The sequence below is a fragment of the Kamptonema animale CS-326 genome (genome assembly GCF_028330895.1).
GTDB lineage: Bacteria > Cyanobacteriota > Cyanobacteriia > Cyanobacteriales > Microcoleaceae > Kamptonema > Kamptonema formosum.
On record NZ_JAQMUA010000340.1, the window covers coordinates 20,325 to 39,331 of the forward strand.

General features: G+C 42.9%; 11 protein-coding genes. 5 read left to right on the top strand and 6 right to left on the bottom strand.

Features of this window, described 5'->3' with window-relative positions; genetic code table 11:
* The first annotated feature begins 302 nt into the window (after nt 1–302).
* Entirely contained in the window at nt 303–5,642 is a 5,340-nt protein-coding gene (locus PN499_RS19815; protein WP_272033871.1) for a trifunctional serine/threonine-protein kinase/ATP-binding protein/sensor histidine kinase, read from the top strand.
* 43 nt (nt 5,643–5,685) lie between these two features.
* Nucleotides 5,686–7,221, top strand: coding sequence for an ATP-binding protein (locus tag PN499_RS19820; protein WP_272033873.1), 1,536 nt, complete (start codon nt 5,686–5,688; stop codon nt 7,219–7,221).
* A 346-nt stretch (nt 7,222–7,567) separates the two neighbouring features.
* Here PN499_RS19820 and PN499_RS19825 read toward each other — a convergent pair whose 3' ends face one another.
* The gene (locus PN499_RS19825; RefSeq protein ID WP_272033875.1) at nt 7,568–8,743 is read right to left on the bottom strand and encodes a pyridoxal phosphate-dependent aminotransferase; all 1,176 of its coding nucleotides are present in this window, start codon (nt 8,741–8,743) and stop codon (nt 7,568–7,570) included.
* 280 nt (nt 8,744–9,023) lie between these two features.
* On the opposite strand from PN499_RS19825, the gene PN499_RS19830 reads away from it, so the two are divergent.
* Nucleotides 9,024–12,155 carry a GAF domain-containing protein gene (locus tag PN499_RS19830; protein ID WP_272033877.1) on the top strand — a complete coding sequence of 1,044 codons (3,132 nt, stop codon included), beginning with the start codon at nt 9,024–9,026 and terminating at the stop codon, nt 12,153–12,155.
* 247 nt (nt 12,156–12,402) lie between these two features.
* Here the strand turns inward: PN499_RS19830 and gatC are convergent, their stop codons facing one another.
* From gatC to PN499_RS19850, 4 genes are all read right to left on the bottom strand, one after another.
* Nucleotides 12,403–12,696, bottom strand: a complete 294-nt coding sequence (gene gatC / locus PN499_RS19835) for an Asp-tRNA(Asn)/Glu-tRNA(Gln) amidotransferase subunit GatC (RefSeq protein ID WP_272033879.1) — start codon at nt 12,694–12,696, stop codon at nt 12,403–12,405.
* Nucleotides 12,697–12,887: 191 nt separating this feature from the next.
* Entirely contained in the window at nt 12,888–13,409 is a 522-nt protein-coding gene (locus tag PN499_RS19840) for a photosystem I assembly protein Ycf3 (protein ID WP_272033881.1), read from the bottom strand.
* A 113-nt stretch (nt 13,410–13,522) separates the two neighbouring features.
* Complete coding sequence (locus PN499_RS19845) at nt 13,523–14,512, bottom strand: pentapeptide repeat-containing protein (RefSeq protein WP_272033883.1); 990 nt, start codon at nt 14,510–14,512, stop codon at nt 13,523–13,525.
* A gap of 1 nt (nt 14,513) precedes the next feature.
* Nucleotides 14,514–15,434 carry an RpnC/YadD family protein gene (locus PN499_RS19850; protein WP_272033885.1) on the bottom strand — a complete coding sequence of 307 codons (921 nt, stop codon included), beginning with the start codon at nt 15,432–15,434 and terminating at the stop codon, nt 14,514–14,516.
* 88 nt (nt 15,435–15,522) lie between these two features.
* Here PN499_RS19850 and PN499_RS19855 point away from each other — a divergent pair, with 88 nt between their 5' ends.
* Nucleotides 15,523–16,827 carry a hypothetical protein gene (locus PN499_RS19855; protein ID WP_272033904.1) on the top strand — a complete coding sequence of 435 codons (1,305 nt, stop codon included), beginning with the start codon at nt 15,523–15,525 and terminating at the stop codon, nt 16,825–16,827.
* A gap of 24 nt (nt 16,828–16,851) precedes the next feature.
* On the opposite strand, the gene PN499_RS19860 is transcribed toward PN499_RS19855, so the two are convergent.
* Nucleotides 16,852–16,992, bottom strand: a complete 141-nt coding sequence (locus tag PN499_RS19860) for a hypothetical protein (RefSeq protein WP_272033886.1) — start codon at nt 16,990–16,992, stop codon at nt 16,852–16,854.
* A 113-nt stretch (nt 16,993–17,105) separates the two neighbouring features.
* Between PN499_RS19860 and PN499_RS19865 the strand changes: the two genes are divergently transcribed.
* On the top strand, nt 17,106–19,004 hold the full coding sequence (locus PN499_RS19865; RefSeq protein WP_272033888.1) for an ATP-dependent nuclease: 1,899 nt from the start codon (nt 17,106–17,108) through the stop codon (nt 19,002–19,004).
* Nucleotides 19,005–19,007: the final 3 nt, after the last annotated feature.

Genomic DNA, 19,007 nt, shown 5'->3' on the forward strand with positions numbered 1-19,007 from the left:
TGAGTCATTATATCCTGTCCGGCAAATTACTTACGATCTGTCATTGTTCGCTGTGCGAAGCAATCGCAGAGACTAGGCGATTGCTTCACACAGCGAACAATGACAAGTATTTAACCGGACATGATATTACTTAACATGATATTACTTATATTTTTAAAGAAATGTTAAAAATAAATAACTTTATTTAAAACCTTTATTTTTGCTTAAATTCTAAAGTAGTCTAATTATTATAAATACATATAAATTGCAAATTAACGCTTCATAAAAAATTTGTGTATTAATACTTAAAAGAGACTGCAAGAATGATTAACTTAGCTGGTTACGAGATTACCGACCCAATTCATGAAAGTAATAATTCTTTAGTTTGTCGGGGAGTGAGAAAGCAAGACAATCAACCCATCATTCTCAAATTTCTCAAGCAAGATTATCCGATGCCAGCCTCATTAGTTAGATACAAGCAGGAATACGAGATTACGCGCAATCTCAATTTAGAAAGTGTACCTAAAACCTACAGTTTAGAAAGATATCAGAACAGTTTGGTTATTATTTTTGAGGATTGTGGTGGAGAATCATTAAAGCTCTTCTTGGCTTCTCACAAATTTACCTTAGAGGAGTTTTTGTCAACAGCGATAAAAATAACCAGAGCTTTAGGTCAAATTCATCAACATAACATTATTCATAAAGATATCAACCCCAGCAATATTATCATTAACTCAATCACAGGGCTAGTCCAAATCATAGATTTTGGCATCTCTTCTGTATTATCGCGCGAAAATCCTAGTATTAACAACCCCAATATTTTAGAAGGAACTCTTACCTATATATCGCCGGAACAAACCGGTAGAATGAACCGCGTCATAGACTACCGCACTGATTTTTACTCATTAGGAGTTACCTTTTACGAACTACTAACGGGGCAACTGCCCTGTGATTACAGCGATGCAATGGAATTAGTCCATTGTCACATTGCTAAACAAGTCGTCTCGCCACAGGAAATTAATACAGGAATTCCTAAAGGGATTGCGGATATCGTGATGAAGCTATTAGCAAAAACGGCTGAAGCGAGATATCAAAGTGCCTGGGGAATCATTGCTGACTTAGAGGAATGCCTGACTCAATTACAGACAAAAGGAGAAATTGCTGATTTCGCGATCGCGCAAAAAGATATTACCGATAAGTTTCAAATACCCCAAAAACTCTATGGGAGAGAACGAGAAGTTGAAACCTTATTGTCAGCCTTCGATCGTGTCAGCAATGGCATGACAGAAATCATGTTAGTATCGGGTTACTCTGGCATTGGTAAATCCGCCTTAGTGCAAGAAGTTTATAAACCAATTACTAAGGCAAGGGGTTATTTTATTGCTGGGAAATTCGACCAATTTCAACGCAATATCCCTTACTCAGCTATTGTTAAAGCTTTTCAGTCATTAGTCAAGCAACTATTAACTGAGAGCGAAACGCAACTAGCCGCCTGGAAAGAAAAACTTTTAGCAGCTTTTGGTGATAACGGTCAGATCGTTATAGATGTCATTCCCGACGTAGAACTTATCGTTGGCCAACAGCAACCCGTGCAAGAATTAGGGGCTACAGAAGCACAAAACCGCTTTAATTTAGTCTTTCAAAAATTCATCAGGGTATTTTGTTCTGTTGACCATCCATTAACGATCTTTTTAGATGATTTACAATGGGCTGATTCTGCTACCTTGAAGCTGCTACAAGTAATGATGGCAGATGAGGAAACGAAATATTTATTTTTAATTGGTGCTTATCGAGATAACGAAGTTAACCCCACACATCCTCTAATAATGACTTTGGAGGGGCTGCAAAACCAAGGTGTGACTATTAATCAAATCACTTTAACTCCCTTAGATATCGAACATATAGCTAAATTGATTGCTGATACTGTGCGTATGGATAGAGGCTCAATCATGCCACTAGCTGAGTTAGTTGTTGGTAAAACTCAAGGCAATCCTTTTTTTGTCAATCAGTTCCTCAGAACTCTCTATGAAGAAAACCTCCTGAATTTCAATTTACAGAAAAGAAACTGGGATTGGAATATTTCCGAAATTGAAGCAGTAGGGATTACCGATAACGTCGTTGAGTTGATGTTAGGTAAATTGAGAAAAATGCCAAATTTAACTCAGCAGGTTTTACGGTTGGCCGCTTGTGTTGGTAATAGTTTTGACTTAAATACTATCTCTATAGTCAACGAAAAATCTACATCCGAAACGTTTCAAGAGCTATTTCCCGCCATCCAAGATGGATTAATTTTAGCCACTTCTGAATTAGGCGTAACAGAAAAAGAAATTTTTAAGTCTTCTCTAGTCATTACTAATTATAAGTTTTTGCACGATCGCGTGCAACAAGCAGCTTATACTCTGATTGAGAAAACTTCTAAAAAAATAGTCCATTTGCAAATTGGTCGCCTGCTTTGGCAAAATATATCAACCGATATGCGAACGGAAGAAATATTTGCGATCGTCGATCATTTGAATTTAGGAATTGAACTGGTTAGCGACGAATGCGAACGAATCGAACTCGCAAAACTCAATTTAATCGCAGGCCAAAAAGCCAAAGCAGCAATGGCTTATGCTGCGGCGACCGAATATTTGCAAGTAGGGTTGCAACTTTTAGCCAAAGATAGTTGGACTCATAATTACGAACTGACATTAGCGCTGCATGAAGAAGCAGCAGAAGCAGCTTTTTTAAGAGGTGATTTTGAAGGAATGCAGAGATTTGTTGAGATAGTACAAAACTGCGCTAAAACGCTGCTGGACAAAGTGAAAGTGTATGAAGTCCAGATCCAAGCTTACATGGGACAGAACAGGCTGGTAGAAGCAGTTAATAGAGGGCTACAAGTTTTAAAACTACTAGAGGTAGAGTTTCCCTTTCAGCCAAACCCATCAGATATTGGGCAGGCACTAGGGGAAACTGCGGCAATTTTAAAGGAGAAGCGAATTGAGGATTTAGTTGACCTGCCTCGAATGACCGATCCCTATAAATTAGCAGCCGTCAGACTTATGTCAAGTATATTTGCTCCTGCATATATTGCTGCTCCTGCACTGTTACCCTTGACGGTATGCAAACAAGTAGATTTATCCGTCCAATATGGTAATGCTTCTGTTTCTCCCTTTGCTTATGCCAATTATGGTTTTCTTCTTTGTGGAGTTTTAGGAGATATTGATTCAGGTTATCAGTTCGGTCAATTAGCTTTAAGTCTAGTCTCCAAGTTAAACGCTCAAGAAATCAAAGCCAAGACAGCCTTCATCGTAAATTTATTTATCCGACATTGCAAAGAGCATTTGAGAGAAACCTTAGAGCCGTTGGTGTCAGCTTACTCTACCGGGATAGAGACAGGAGATTTAGAATATGCAGGCTATAGTTTATTACAGTCATCGTGTTCAGCTTACTATAGCGGCAAAGAACTGACCGTCCTTAAAAGAGAGATAGCAATCAACAGAGAGGCTATTTATAAAATTAAGCAAGAAACAGCGCTTAATTATATAGAAATATATGAGCAGGCTATATTAAATCTCCTCGGCGAAAGCGAAAATTCCTGCATTCTAAAGGGTGAAGCGTGTGATGAGGAGTTGAAGTTGCCATTGTACCAGCAAGCAAATGATAAAGTGGGAGTGGCATACATATATTTGAATAAAATTTTACTTTGTTATTGGTTTGAAAATTACGCGGAAGCTATTGAGAATACTGCTAGAGCAGAGAAGTATTTAGATGCAGTGGTAGGAATGCCGATTGTTACTATCTTCCATTTTTACGATTCTTTGGTGTGGTTGGCGGTGTATTCTGATACTCCACAGTTAGAGCAACAGGGCATTCTTGACAGAGTACAAGCTAATCAAGAAAAAATGGATAAATGGGCGCATCATGCTCCAATGAATTATCTGCACAAATTCTATTTAGTAGAAGCAGAATGGTATCGGGTTTTAGGTGAAAAAGTAGAGGCAATGGAAATGTATGACAAAGCTATTGCCCTTGCTAAGGAAAACAAATACATTCATGAAGAAGCACTTGCTTACGAACTGGCAGCTAAATTTTACTTGTCATGGGGGAAAGAAACGATCGCCCAAGTTTATATGCAAAATGCTCATTATAGCTACCAACTTTGGGGCGCTATAGCTAAAGTTGAGGATTTGCAAGCGAAATACCCCCAATTCCTAGCTAGAACATCAGCTAAGACAACAACTCAAACAAAAGTTAACCGAACAACGACTGTGCCTACTACCACTAGCACTAATTTGCGAGATACGCTAGATTTAGCCACAGTCATGAAAGCTTCTCAAGCGATTTCAGGTGAAATCGTTTTGAGTAAGTTGCTGGAAAGATTGATGAAAATTGCGATCGAAAATGCTGGCGCTGAAAAAGGCTTTTTGATTTTAGAAAAAGCAGGAAACTGGGCGATTGAGGCTGAAGGTTCTGTTAAGAAAGATGAAGTGAGCGTGTTGCGATCGCTTCCCCTGAATGCAAAAGCTGATTCTGAGGAAATACCCAAACTGGCAAGTGCGATCGCTAACTACGTCATCCGCACCCAGGAAAATGTAGTTTTAAATAACGCCACTCAAGAGGGACAATTTACGCGAGATCCTTATATTGCCGCCACTCAACCGAAATCGATTCTCTGCACCCCTCTGATACACCAAGGTAAGCTGACAGGCATTCTTTACCTGGAAAATAACTTGACAGAAGGAGCCTTTACTACAGATCGACTAGAACTGTTAAAATTGTTATCAGCCCAAATAGCTATTTCCATTGAAAATGCCCAGCTCTACAATAACTTACAGGAGTTCAATCAAAACTTAGAGCAATTAGTAGGCGATCGCACTCAAGAATTATCCAACACGCTGGATGCTTTAAAAGCAACCCAAAGTAAACTCGTGGAATCAGAAAAAATGGCATCTCTGGGAGGATTAGTCGCTGGCGTTGCCCATGAAATTAATACTCCCGTCGGAGTTGGTGTCACTGTTGCTTCAGCTTTAGCAGAACATACCACAGAATTTGCATCTATTTATAATAGTGGCAAAATGAAGCGCTCCGAGCTAGAAGAATTTTTAGATATAGCGATCCAGAGTAGTAATACACTTCTAACTAATCTAAATCAGGCGGCAGCATTGATTCAGAGCTTTAAAGAAGTGGCAGTCGATCGCTCTAGCGAAGAACGCCGAACTTTTCGGGTAAGAGATTATCTGGATGAAATATTAATCCAATTAAAACCCAAATTAAGAAATAGCAAACATTCGCTCAAACTTAATGGAGACCCCCAAATTGCCATCGATTCTTATCCAGGTGCTTTATCTCAAGTTGCCACCAATTTGCTGATGAACTCTTTGATTCATGCTTACGAACCTGGCGAATCTGGTCAGCTCGTTTTTAATTGGCAGCAAGAGGGCGAGCGACTTAGCTTTGAATATTCCGATGATGGTCAAGGCATTCCTCCAGAAAATTTAAGTAAAATTTTCGAGCCCTTCTTTACTACCAAACGGGGTCAGGGTGGTAGCGGATTGGGATTGCATATTGTCTACAATTTAGTTACTCAAAAACTTCGGGGTGAAATAGAATGTAAAAGTGAGGTGGGAGAAGGAACAAAATTTATTATTAAGTTACCTCTGCAAATTGATTCAAAACCTTAGTCGATCAACTCAAAACATCAGTAATTCATAAAGGTGAGCAGCAATGGACAAAAATATTTATAGCTTTTTAAATGAAGGTTCTTCAGAAAAAGTGTTTTTTGCTGAAGAAGTTAACTCAGATGAAGAGTTATTTTTTGCCGATGAAGTAGCTGAAGTAACCCCGACTGAAAGCTGGAAAATTTTGATTGTAGATGATGAAGCTCAAGTTCACACAGCTACCGATATTGCCTTAAGAAAGTTTGTTTTTGAAAATAAATCTTTAAAGTTTATTAGCGCTTATTCCGCTAAGGAAGCCAAACAGTTAATCCACGAATACCCTGATGTTGCCATCATCCTGCTTGACGTAATTATGGAAACAGATGATGCTGGCTTAGAGTTTGTGAAATATGTTCGAGAAGTGTTAGGCAATCATTTGGTGCGAATTATTTTACGCACAGGTCAACCCGGACAAGTTCCTGAAAAAAGCATTATTATCAATTATGATATTAATGATTATAAAACTAAAACCGAGTTAACGACATCAAAGCTATATACTACAGTGCTAACAGCTTTGAGAAGTTTTTCTCTAGGTCAGAAATTGCAGTCTGAAATAGAGCGGCGCGAACAAGTAGAGCAAGCACTTCGTATCAGTGAAGAAAAAGAACACCAAAAAGCTCTCACCTTAGAGCATTTTGTCAAAGAACTGCAAGAAACACAACTCCAGCTAGTTCAAAGTGAAAAAATGTCTAGTCTCGGTCAATTAGTTGCAGGTGTCGCTCATGAAATTAACAATCCAGTTAACTTTATTTACGGCAATCTCTCCTATGCCAATGACTATATCAGAGAACTCATCTATCTGTTGAATCTCTATCAGCGGTATTACCCGCAACCAGAAGCAGAAATTCTCAAGGAAATAGAAGACGCAGAGTTGCCATTTCTCATAGAAGATTTACCCAAACTGCTCTCTTCCATGCAGTTAGGGATCGAACGCATCCGCAATATTGTAAAATCTCTACGAAATTTTTCGCGATTGGATGAAACTGAAATCAAATCAGTGGATATCCACGAAGGGATTAATAGCACTTTGATGATTTTACAGCACCGACTCAAGGCTAAGCCAGATCGTCCTGCTATTAATGTAATTAAAGACTATGGTGTGTTACCACTTGTGACCTGTTATGCGGGTCAGCTCAATCAGGTGTTTATGAACCTTTTAGCTAATGCTATAGATGCTTTAGAAGAGCGAGGAAGTGGAGAAAAGGGTGCAGTTTTTAACCCCCAAATTTTGATTCGTACCGAAGTTGTAGCGGGTAGTTCCCATGAAAATACTAGCTTTGATTCAGGTATTCGGGTAACAATTGCTGATAATGGTATTGGCATGAATGAGAAAGTTCGCTCTAAACTTTTTACTCCATTTTTTACTACTAAGCCAATTGGAAAAGGTACAGGCATGGGATTGTCAATCAGCCGAAAAATCTTACTAGAAAAACACTGCGGTCAATTGCAGTGTTTTTCTACGCCAGAGCAGGGAACGCAGTTTATTATTGAGATGCCGACTATCTGTGTACCAAGTAATCTCGCGGTAGCTATTGCTAATTGATAATTGGTAATTGGTAATGGGTAATTGGTAATGGGTAATTGGTAATTGGTAATTGGTAATTGGTAATTGGTAAGCGTGTAAGGTGGCTATCGCCGCATCAAGCCTATGACTTATAGCTACAGATGGTTGAGAAGATCGCCCATCCTACTAACTGATATCATGTCCGGTTAAATACTTGTCATTTTAAATATTTGTCATTGCGAAAAGCCGAAGCCGCGAGCGAAGCGTGGCGGGAAGCTCCGCAATCGCAGAGACTAGGCGATTGCGGAGCACAGCGAACAATGACAAATCGTAAGTAATTTGCCGGACATGATATGACAACAAACCATCAACTTAACAGTTTAGTTTACAAAGGCATAACTTGCCGGACAAATTTATCTAACCTTTCCATTCCTTTTTCAATGGTAGCTAAATCAGTCGCGTAAGATAAGCGAATGTGGTCATCAGCGCCAAAAGCAATACCAGGAATTACTGCTATTTGCTGCTGTTCTAGCAAAGCATCGCAGAATTCCAAGGAAGTCATGCCAGTTTTGGCAATATTGACAAACATATAAAAAGCGCCATCAGGTTTAGCGCAACTAATTCCAGGTATGGCATTGAGTAAATCAAACATTACCTGTCGCCTTTGTGCAAAAGCTAGACGCATTTTTTCAACACAGTCTTGTTCGCCTTCAAAAGCAGCAATCGCGCCGTACTGTGCGAAAGTACAAACATTCGATGTACTGTGTCCTTGAACAGTGATTGCAGCTTTAATTAATTCTAGAGGCCCTGCCAAATAACCAATCCGCCAGCCAGTCATTGAATAAGCTTTAGCAAAGCCACTGCTAATAATTGTTCTCTCAAAGATTTCTTTGCCAAAAGAACCGATGCTAGCGTGTTCGGCTCCATCATAGATAATTTTTTCGTAAATTTCATCAGAAACAACTAAGATATCTCGCTCAACTACAACCTCTGCCAGAGCTTTAATTTCCGCAGGTGAATACACCATTCCCGTCGGATTAGAAGGAGAGTTGAGAATAAATAACTTCGTGCGTTCAGTAATAGCTTGACGCAGTTGTTCGGGTGTGATTTTATACCCCGTAGAAGCATCAGTCGGAACAATTACAGGCTTACCACTAGCGAGTTTTACCATTTCTGGATAGCTTAACCAGTAGGGAGATGGAATAATTACCTCATCTCCGCGATCGATCAGCGCCATCATTAAGTTGTAGAGAGAATGTTTGCCGCCGTTGGTAACAATAATATTTTCAGCTTGGTAAGAGAGATGATTCTCCTCGCGTAGTTTGCGAGCGATCGCTTCTCTGAGTTTCGGTTCTCCAGCAGCAGGGCCGTATTTAGTTAAGCCAGAGTCTAAAGCAAGTTTAGCCGCCGCTTTGATGCGATCGGGGGTATCAAAATCCGGTTCCCCAGCGCTGAAGCTACAAACATCAATCCCCTGAGCCTTCATCGCCTTAGCCTTAGCTGCGATCGCCAAAGTTAAAGAAGGAGGAACTTCACCCACTCGTGCTGCCAGTTGAATCATGATTATTTTAGATTTTTAGATTTTAGATTTTAGACTTTAGATTTTAGATTTTAGATGGGGTTGCGGCTACCTTCAACCCTAATATCAGGTAATTTTGACACTTCCCTGGCTTTTAAGGCAGAAGATCGCCCAGCTCCAAAGTCAGATAAACTTGTACAAAGCCCTGCGGAGGGTGAAGATTCGAGTCAACCGACTGAAATCACAAGAGTCTTGGATATGTTTAGATAAAATCACATTGCCGCCTAAATTATAGGCGCGACTTACGTCTCATCATTAAAAAATGCTCTCCCTGCATTGGCCTCATAGGTGGAATAACTTGACAGTGAAGCGTTCCCACTTTTTGCGCTACGGGGTCGCGCTCTTAGCAGTGGCGATCGCGCTCATGCTCACACTGTTGCTCAAACCGCTACTAGACCGCACCCCTACGCCATTATTTTTTGCAGCCGTAGTGTTGAGTTCTTGGTACGGTGGTTTTGGGCCTGGCTTAGTAGCCGCAGTCGTCTGTACCCTGGTCATTAACTACTATTTTCTAGAACCGCTCAATTCGCTGCACTTTACAGGTTTTGGCGACATCCTGTTATTGGGCTGTTTCGTCACCGTAGCCGCATTCATCAGTTGGCTCAACGCCAGTCGCCAGAAAGCTGAAAAAACGCTGCTCCTTAGCCTAAAAGAAGTCAGAAATCGCACCCGGCAGCAAGAAGCGATCGCTTTGCTGGGTCAACAAGCGCTTGCGGATACAGAGCTTTCTGCCCTCATGGATGAAACCGTTATCCTCGTTGCCCAAACTCTAGAAGTAGAATACTGCAAACTTTTAGAACTGCTTCCCGACAGCCGCGCCTTGCTACTACGGGCGGGTATAGGTTGGCGTGAAGGACTCGTAGGTAACGCCATAGTAGGTGCAGATCTAGATTCTCAGGCTGGTTACACCCTCTTTTCTTCTGAACCTGCGATCGTTACCGATTTGCGTACCGAAAGGCGGTTCAGCGGCCCACCATTGCTGCTGGAACATCAGGTAATTTCAGGAATGAGCGTAATTATTGGTGGTCGAAACCGACCTTGGGGGGTTCTGGGCGCACACACTAAGGAGCAACGAAAATTTACTAAAGATGATATTAATTTCTTTCAAGCTGTAGCGAACATTTTGGCGGAAACTATAGAACGCAAGCTGGCCGAAGCTGAACGCGACCAATTTTTAGAGCAGGAGCAAGCAGCACGGGCGTTGGCTGAGGTGAACGAGCAGAATTATCGGTTTTTAGCCGAAACCATTCCCCAGATCGTCTGGACAGCTCGGCCAGATGGCTATCTGGATTACTACAATCAGCGTTGGTTCGACTACACGGGAAAGACCTTAGAGGAAACACAAGGGTGGGGATGGCAGAGAATACTGCACCCAGAGGATTTACAGCCTTGTTTGGAGGCTTGGAACCAGGCAGTGGCAACGGGGGAAAGTTACGAAATCGAGTATCGCTTCCAGCGAGGGGCAGACGGAAGTTACCGCTGGCATTTGGGTCGGGCTTTGCCGTTGCGGGACAAAGGGGGTCAAATTGTTAAATGGTTTGGAACCTACACGGACATTGACGACCAAAAGCAGGCGGAAGCAGAGCGATCGCTGCTTTTGGAGCGAGAACAGGCGGCGCGGGCCTTAGCGGAGCTATCTGCCGAGCGGGTACACGGTCTGCAAATGGTGACGGATGCTGCGATCGCCCCTCTGGCGATCGATGACTTACTTTCGGAGTTGCTCAATCGGCTCAGCGAAATTCTGCACGTGGATACAGTGGCGATCTTGCTAGTGGAGGCAGACGACTCTCTGGTAATGAAAGCAGCTCAGGGGCTAGAGGCAGAACTAGAGCGCTCTGTCCGCATTCCCCTAGGCGTTGGCTTTGCAGGACGGATTGCGGCGGATTGCCAACCGCTGTCGATCGAGCGCGACGCTTATACTCAAGTTTATAGTCCCCTACTACGGGAGCGCCGGATTCAGTCGCTGATGGGTGTACCGTTACTGGTGGAAGGTAGAGTCTTGGGGGTCGTTCATGTTGGGACGGTGAATGTCCGGCAATTCAGTTCTGAAGATTTGCAGTTGCTACAGTTAGCGGGCGATCGCGTGGCAATGGCGATCGACCGCGCTAATTTGTATGAGGCGGAACAGATTGCCCGCCAGCAGGCGGAAGCTGCTAACCGGATTAAGGATGAGTTTTTGGCGATGGTTTCCCACGAACTCCGCACGCCACTAAATTCAATCTTGGGATGGGCGCAAATTCTTCGCAACCGCAAAATGAATGAAACGAAGGTAAATAAGGCGTTGGAGACAATTGAGCGCAACGCCAAGCAGCAGGCAAAGCTGATCGATGACATTCTCGATGTCTCCCGGATCATTCGCGGTAAAATTCGCCTTCAGGTAGAGCCTCTAGAGCTGATGCCGATTATTCAGGAAGCAGTCGATACCCATTTAGCAGCAGCTCAGGCTAAAAATATTACCATCGAGTTTTTACGGGCAGATCCTGCGATCGCAGTTTTGGGCGATCCGGATCGCTTGCACCAAATTGTGGGGAATTTACTTTCCAACGCCATCAAGTTTACTCCTGTGGGAGGTAGGGTGGAAGTGCGGCTGGATCGAGATTGGGGATGGGCTGGTAGCGACTGGCACTTAGGGAATCCAGAATCTTCTGGCTTTATCCTTGGAGATATGGGGGCAAAACCAAATCGGAAATTGCAGTATGCGTTGATTCGTGTCAGGGATACTGGTATTGGTATCGCCCCTGAGTTTTTGCCCCAGGTTTTTGAAGGTTTCCGGCAAGCGGACGGGTCGATTACTAGACCTCACGGCGGACTAGGATTGGGACTGACGATCGCCCGGTATTTGACTGAACTGCATGGCGGAACTGTTAAGGCTACTAGCGGGGGGATAGGTGAGGGAGCGACTTTTACTGTCAAGCTACCGATCGCAGAGGGAGTGGGCGATCGCCCGCTGGGGACTCTACCAGCCGAATCACCTACAACTTCTCCCGCAGTAATTCGCGGCCTACCAACTCCTTTATCTGGGGTGCGAATACTGGTAGTTGATGACGATGCGGATACCTGCGAGTTAATTGCTACTGTGTTGGGGCAATTTGGGGCTGTGGTCAAGACGGTAAGTTCTGCAAAACTGGCTCTAGAAGCGATCGAACAGGCGAGGCCGGATTTATTGGTGAGCGACATCGGAATGCCTGGTGAGAATGGCTATCAGTTAATTCGCAAAGTCAGACAGTTGGAGGCCGAGCGGGGGGGACACATTCCTGCGATCGCGCTTACTGCCTACGCTAGGGATGAGGATCGACGACAGGCGATACAGGCTGGGTTTCAGTTGCACTTTCCTAAACCTGTGGAACCAGCTTTGTTAGCAGCAGTACTGGCTAATTTAGCTGGGCACAATTGAATTGGTAATTGCTTCGTTAGACTAAAAGTAATTGCTTCTACTTAAAGTAGAAGATGGAGGTTGAAGGGGAAACAATAAAGATTAAAAATACAGCGGGAACCGCTGTAAATAGAGTACAAGAGGAACTGGAAAAATCTAGCCTTAAAGTTGAGCAACAGCATTTTGTGTGGCAGTGGGTACGACGAGAAATTAACCTTGTTGCTCGTTGACCCCACAAATGATACTTTTAATTTTGATTCACTCGGAATCAATCTTCACTAATAATCTTAGGCACTCTGAAAAAGTCACCATCTTGCTCTGGTGCAGCCGCTAAAATTGCTTCTCGATTAGCAAAGGGTTCCAAGTCATCTGCTCGCGTCACGTTACTAACATCGATCGCTCTTGTGGTAGGTGGAACATCACTCGTATCTAATTCGCTCAACTGCTCGAAATACTCCAAAATACTACTCAGTTGAGTCGTAAATTGCTCTTCTTCTGCCTGCGTTAGCTCCAATCTCGCTAGATGAGCAACTTTACGCACTTGTTCGTTATCAATTTTCATGTCTAATTTGTTAGTAGTTAGTGGTTAGTTGTTAGTGGTTGGTGGTTAGTTGTTATACTAAATCCGGTTTAAATACCCTCTTGTTTCTTCAGTCCGCGCAGGCGGACTTTGCTTGTGTAGTAGCGGTTTCAACCGCCAAGTCTAATATAACAACAGACAACTAACAACTAACCACCAACCACTAACAAGATTTAGAAGTATACATCAATCTGCGATCGCCCAGAAGTTTTGAGCCAATTTTGCACCTCAATGTAATTATTGGGCGCAAGTCTGATCGCTTCCTTCCAGTATTCAGCCGCCTTGTCAAACAACTCTTCTGCTGCTTCTTCGTTGCCAGCTTCCTTTTCTCTTTCCCCTTTGTAATGGTAAATTACAGCAATATTATTCAATGCTTGCGGCATCCGGGGATTGAGATCGATCGCTTGAGCGTAATAACCCAAAGCTCGATCGTGTTCGCCATTACTAGCGTGGATCAGTCCCATATTATAGAGAATATAGCCGCGATCGTAAGGGTCATCCTCTAGAGTAAGAGCTTCATTATAGTTATCCAGCGCTTCGGCATATTCTCCATCTGCTTGAGCAGACATACCATCGCGGTAATAAGCAAAAGCTTCTTTCGCTCTTTTATTAGTAGGCAGAATCTTGAGAAGGATGTCTGCCATCACCGTAAAGCTTTTATCGATAAAGTTATCGTTGCGTTGAGTTCTAGGCATATTTTAAAGATGGAGTTTGGACGTAGTGACTCTGATTATCCGATCTGCGGAAGTTTTTGCTTCCCATTCTTAATAATTTAACCCCAATTGACGGTACTAAAGAACGAACTCTGCTAAAACTGTCTCATGCCATTTGTCAGAGTTGCCCCCTTGAGATCCGTACCGCTCAAGCTCGTGCCCGCTAAAGCGGCAAAACTCAGATCGGCATTTGTGAGTACCGCCCCATCGAGATTAGCACTCCGCAGGTCAGCACCGCGCAAGTCTGCACCTGACAAATTTGCCCCGGTCAAATCTGCGCCGATTAAGCTGGCTTGAGATAGGATCGCTCCTTGTAATTGTGTAGGATAAACTTCGCAGACATTAATGCAACTAGGCTTGTCCAAGTCAATTAAATTCAGTTTCGCGCCGATCAGATTCGCTCTGGTGAGGTTAGCTTCCGTCAAATAAGCACCACCGAGATCCGCCCCGCTTAAATCTGCACCGCTGAGGTTGGCTCTCTGTAAGTGGCTTCTGACCAAATAAGCCCCCTGAAGGTTAGTTCCTCTCAAATCAGCTTGCTGGAGATTGGCATATAAAAGATTTGCCTCAGTGAGGTTGGTGGTAGTGAGGTTGGTTTTATAAAGATTTGCCCCCCGCAAGTCAGCACCCTGTAAGTTGGCATAACGCAAGTCGGCATTTTGTAAATTGGCGTGGTTGGGTTTGCGGCGATCGAAGTTGTGAGCTTCCAAGCGGCCGGGAGCGGCGTAGGCCAACCGTGCATTTTGGAGGTTCGCCCCGTAAAAGTTCGCACCTGCTAGGTCTGCGGCGCTGAGATCGGCTTTGACTAAGGAAGCTCCCTCTAGGATAGCTCCCCGAAGGTCAGCTCCTAGCAAGTCAGCATCTTCTAGGTAAGCTCTTCTGAGATTGGCACCCCGGAGGTCTGCACCTATGAGGTTGGTGCGACTTAGGTCAATTCCTGCTAAGGATATCCCTCGGAGGTCGCATCCGGGACATTCTCTGGTGTCAATTAACCTTCTGTAGTGGTTGGGGTCTGCGGCTTTTGCTTGTGTTGTTAGCAATAGAGATGCTAAGACAGCGATCGCGGCTAAAGTTTTGTATTTCATCTCAATTTTGGTTATTTCTAAACCGGGCTAACAATTCGTCACGGGAGGTTTGAAGCAGCAGTTGGGCAAACTCTTCTGGTAGTAACTCAAGCATGGGCTCAATTACAGCCGAAAGTTCCTCATCTAAGGAGCCAAATCGGACTCTGAGCAGATTCTCTATAGTAGCGCGGCGTTCAGCCCGGATTCCTTGCTGCATTCCTTGCTGCATTCCTTCCCGTAAGGTATCTTCGCGCCATTGCAGATAAGCTGGTGATAATTGCATGATTAACTCCTGCTCCTGTTGAGTTAAATTCTCCTTACTTTCTAAGTTGATACGCCAGACATATAGCAGTTCTAGAACGTTGCTGCGTAAGGGGTTTCCTTGAGGCAGTGAGATCAGTTCGTTGATTGCTTGCTCTTGAGTTGCGCCTCTTCCTAGAATTCTCAGCCATAGAGTTTCCGGTGTTAGCGGCAGTTGGTTAATTGCCACGATCCCGGTTTTGAAGGCTTCGGCTGTCAAGTACACGCCTTGAGGCCAATTGTTGGGATCTATTTTAGCTCCAAAACTGTCCACCAAGGCGGCGGAAGCGGAGGTGGTCAGAATCCACAAGTGCGGAAGTTCTGTTTCGGGTAGGGAGTCGTCTTCCCGTCGCGATCGCCTCTGCAATTGAGCTTGGAGGGAAAATAGCTTGAGGATGCAGTTGCGTATTTCTGTTTTGCTGGGTTGATTGCGGAAAGGTTCGAGCAGGCAAGGATTTAAGGTAAGTTGACCTAGTAATCCTAACCTTTGGCGATCGGCAGCGCGATCGGGGGCGGGGGCAAACCAGAGATCGATTTGACGCACTTCTCCGGGTACTTCGCGACTGATTTCTACGGTTCCGAATGGTGTGAGGAGCTCTTCTAAATATTGTTTGGCAAATTGGTCGTGAGGCTGTCGTGTCATTTCGGTTGGTTCTACCTCGGCTGCCCTGATTATTTCAACTAATAATTTTATAATGAAATTATCCCGGAACTTTTATAGAGAGAAACGCATGGCTCCGAATCCCAACATTATGCAAGCCGTCGAGCAACTGGGCTACCGCGTTACCGTTGGCGACGTAGCGGCCAAAGCTGGATTAGATGTCAATTTCGCTCGAAGAGAACTATTAGCCCTCGCTTCGGATGCTGGCGGCAATTTACAAGTTGCAGAATCAGGGGAAATTGCTTACTCTTTTCCCCAAAATTTTCGCGATATTTTACGCAACAAATTTTTTCAGTTACAGGTACAGGAATGGTGGCAAAAAGTTTGGCGGATTTTATTTTATTTAATTCGCATTTCTTTTGGTTTATTATTGCTGGCTTCCATTATTCTAATTTTTGTTTCTATTACCATCATCCTCACTGCCCTCAACTCCAGTGATAACAATAATTCTGGTGGCAGAGAAGGCGGCGGATTTGGAGCTATGCCTTATTTTTGGTCTAATGATTGGTTGTGGTTCTTTTACTGGAACTCAGACCCTTATTATCGCCGGACACGCCAAGCTGCGGGAGAAGAAAACCAGATGAATTTTCTGGAATCTGTTTTCTCTTTTATCTTTGGAGATGGCAATCCTAATTATAACTTAGATGAGCATCGCTGGCAGGCGATCGCAACTGTGATTCGCAACAACCAAGGGGCAATTGCTGCTGAACAAATTGCACCTTATCTTGACGAATTTGGTAAAGGATATGCTGTAGAATATGAAGAATATATGTTGCCTGCTTTGGCTCGATTTGACGGTCGCCCAGAGGTCAGTCCCGAAGGGGAAATAGTCTATCACTTCCCAGAATTACAAACTACAGCAGCTCAGAATCATCCTCAACCAGTGGCATCATATTTGCGAGAATTACTCTGGCGATTCAGTGAAGCTAGTTCTGGTCAAATTCTGCTGGCATCAGGGTTAGGAATAGCCAATTTAGGCGGTGCATTAATTTTGGGTCAGCTATTAGCTAGTAGCCCTATAGTTGCTAAGCTAGGTGGATTGATTATCTTTGTCCAAGCTATTTACCCAATTCTGCTAGTCTATGGCGCGGCTTTTTTAACAATACCTTTAATTCGCTACTTCTGGATTAAATGGCGAAATAGCCAAATAGAAGCTCGAAATCAAGAGCGGCAACAACGGGCGGCTATTTTAAATAAACCCAATCCTACTTTAAAGCAGAAGCTTAATTATGCTCGTCAGTTTGCAGCCGAAAATGTGATTTCTGGTCAGAATTTGGCTTACACAACTGAGACTGATTTGATCGAACAGGAGTCAGAGCAATCAGCCAAATTAGATGCAGAATGGCAGCGGCGGCTAAATCAATCAGATAGTTAACTGTTAACGGTTAACTGTTAACAGTTAACTGTTAACCGTTAATGTGTGGATATAGCCTGCGATCGCGTTGTGAAACCAGAGACTTATCGCAAATGAGGGGGAACGTCTTAAACTTTGTGGGATTGCAGCAACAATTGTCTGTCTAGGCTTGAGTTTATTAAGCATATAATTTTTTTGTATGCTACAATTTGACATCAGTACAAAAGTACCCACCCACTAAACGACATACGGTGAAATAGTCCGGCGGTTAGATTAGAGAAATATAAGGTTTAAAATCGATGTCTTTTCCAACGACAATCAAGTACGCAATTCCAGAACTTTTTGGGGCAAAGGAACAAAGTTTTGTACTGCATAGTGGACTGACTATTTTCGTTGGTCCTAATGGGGCTGGAAAAACTCAAGTTATGCGCTACTTGAAAGAAAAGAGTCTTGAAGCCCATTCTTCAACACGAAAAGTAAGGTATCTCTCAGCAGGGCGTATTGCTCCTCTTGAATCCTTCATATCTAATTTTGATGGACAACGAGGTAAGCCTCAGTATGACTCTGCTGCGTTAGGTGGGAAGAATTATAGTCAATATCGACATCAAGCGGAAACTGCTTACGGAGATTTTCACACATTAAGTCTTAAACCAGAACTTCAAATTAAAGTGGCTGCTAGACTCCAAGCTCTTTTTAAGCGAGATATGTACATAGAGTGGGATGAAGGGAAGCTCAAAGTAAAATTTAAAAGACTTGATTGGGCTGGTAAGTCCTACTCGTTTGCCCGCGAAGCAAGTGGGTTACTGAATATTGTTGTGATACTTGCTGCTCTATATGATGATGAAGTAAGCATACTGCTATTGGATGAGCCAGAAATCTCGCTTCACCCTCAATATCAATCATTTCTTCTTAGGGAAATTCAAGCTGTTGCAGGAGACCCAACAGATTCTAAGAAGAAAATTGTGATTATGGCAACTCACTCTCCTACTATGCTACCCATTCAAAAGGTAGAAGATCTAACAAGAATTGTTTTTTTCTCAAATGCTGAAACTTCTCCCTCTCAAGTGCCAGATGATGCTGGAGAACTAAAAAACAAAAATCTTAAAGCTCTCATATCTCGTTTAGGAGCAAGTCATAAAGAGGCATTTTTTAGTGAGTATCCTCTGCTGGTTGAAGGACCCAGTGATTCAATTATTTGCAATGCGCTTGACCAATGTTTGAATCTCTACTTGGGAGTCGGAGGCACCCAAATTGTTCCTGTAACAGGGAAAGATAATATGCCTGTTACAGCAAAGTTAATGCGTTTGATGGGTAAAAAACCTATTATTCTTGCTGACTTGGATGGATTAACGGATGGAAACGATTTAGTAGCTATTTTCTTCAATGATCATAGCGCAGAAAAACTTGTTCAAGAAAAAGGGCATACGGATCTTAGCACATTTATAGGCAAGGTAAATACGGATTTCTGCTCAGCAATTAAAAACCATTGGGATGATCTTCAATTAGAGGCTGAAAAACATACTTACTGGAGCAAAAAAGATCCAGAAAAAAACGAAGAAATTTCTCGAAAACGTTCTGGTATGGCTGTGCTACTATCTTCTACTAAAAGTCAAAGAGCAGCTTGGAATTATGCAGACTGGGAAAAATTGTATACAAGACTTAACTCATTACTTGAGTCTCTTGAAAAGGCAGGATGTTTCTTTCTTCGTAAAGGAACTATTGAGAATTACTACCAATGTTCAAATAGAGATCCTTCCAGCGATAAACCGAGAATAGCTGCACAAGAGGCAGAAGAATTTGCCAATAAAGAAAGAAGCTTTTTTGAAGAACATTATGCAGATGTGGTTAAAGCTTTAAACTATGCTGCCCAAGCACCGACAATTGATGAAGCAACCAAAGTCTCTGAACTTCTGCTTGCAGTTGCTGCTCCACTTTTGAGTCAGTTGAAACAGGATACAAATCAAGCTCAATTGGAAGCAATCGCAGAAGGAATCTTGCGAGAGAGAGCTACACTTTTCCAGATAGAAAAAACTTCCACAGTAAATGAGTTATCACTTAAGTTTGATCTCAAACCTAAAACTCTTAATGTTTCTGGCTTTCCAATTACCTTGAATAAAGGTCAAGATCCTATCAAGGATGTTGAAGCTCAAATCAAAGGTAAACATGATCACGATATAGCTGTTACAGGAGATTATTAAGTT

What these genes read in the sequence shown, in the direction of transcription:
- gatC (WP_272033879.1), bottom strand. Translation starts at nt 12,696, where the DNA reads ATGAAAATTGATAACGAACAAGTGCGTAAAGTTGCTCATCTAGCGAGA.
- PN499_RS19860 (WP_272033886.1), bottom strand. Translation starts at nt 16,992, where the DNA reads ATGCTTAATAAACTCAAGCCTAGACAGACAATTGTTGCTGCAATCCCA.
- PN499_RS19855 (WP_272033904.1), top strand. Translation starts at nt 15,523, where the DNA reads ATGGCTCCGAATCCCAACATTATGCAAGCCGTCGAGCAACTGGGCTAC.
- PN499_RS19825 (WP_272033875.1), bottom strand. Translation starts at nt 8,743, where the DNA reads ATGATTCAACTGGCAGCACGAGTGGGTGAAGTTCCTCCTTCTTTAACT.
- PN499_RS19820 (WP_272033873.1), top strand. Translation starts at nt 5,686, where the DNA reads ATGGACAAAAATATTTATAGCTTTTTAAATGAAGGTTCTTCAGAAAAA.
- PN499_RS19865 (WP_272033888.1), top strand. Translation starts at nt 17,106, where the DNA reads ATGTCTTTTCCAACGACAATCAAGTACGCAATTCCAGAACTTTTTGGG.
- PN499_RS19845 (WP_272033883.1), bottom strand. Translation starts at nt 14,512, where the DNA reads ATGAAATACAAAACTTTAGCCGCGATCGCTGTCTTAGCATCTCTATTG.
- PN499_RS19815 (WP_272033871.1), top strand. Translation starts at nt 303, where the DNA reads ATGATTAACTTAGCTGGTTACGAGATTACCGACCCAATTCATGAAAGT.
- PN499_RS19850 (WP_272033885.1), bottom strand. Translation starts at nt 15,434, where the DNA reads ATGACACGACAGCCTCACGACCAATTTGCCAAACAATATTTAGAAGAG.
- PN499_RS19840 (WP_272033881.1), bottom strand. Translation starts at nt 13,409, where the DNA reads ATGCCTAGAACTCAACGCAACGATAACTTTATCGATAAAAGCTTTACG.
- PN499_RS19830 (WP_272033877.1), top strand. Translation starts at nt 9,024, where the DNA reads ATGCTCTCCCTGCATTGGCCTCATAGGTGGAATAACTTGACAGTGAAG.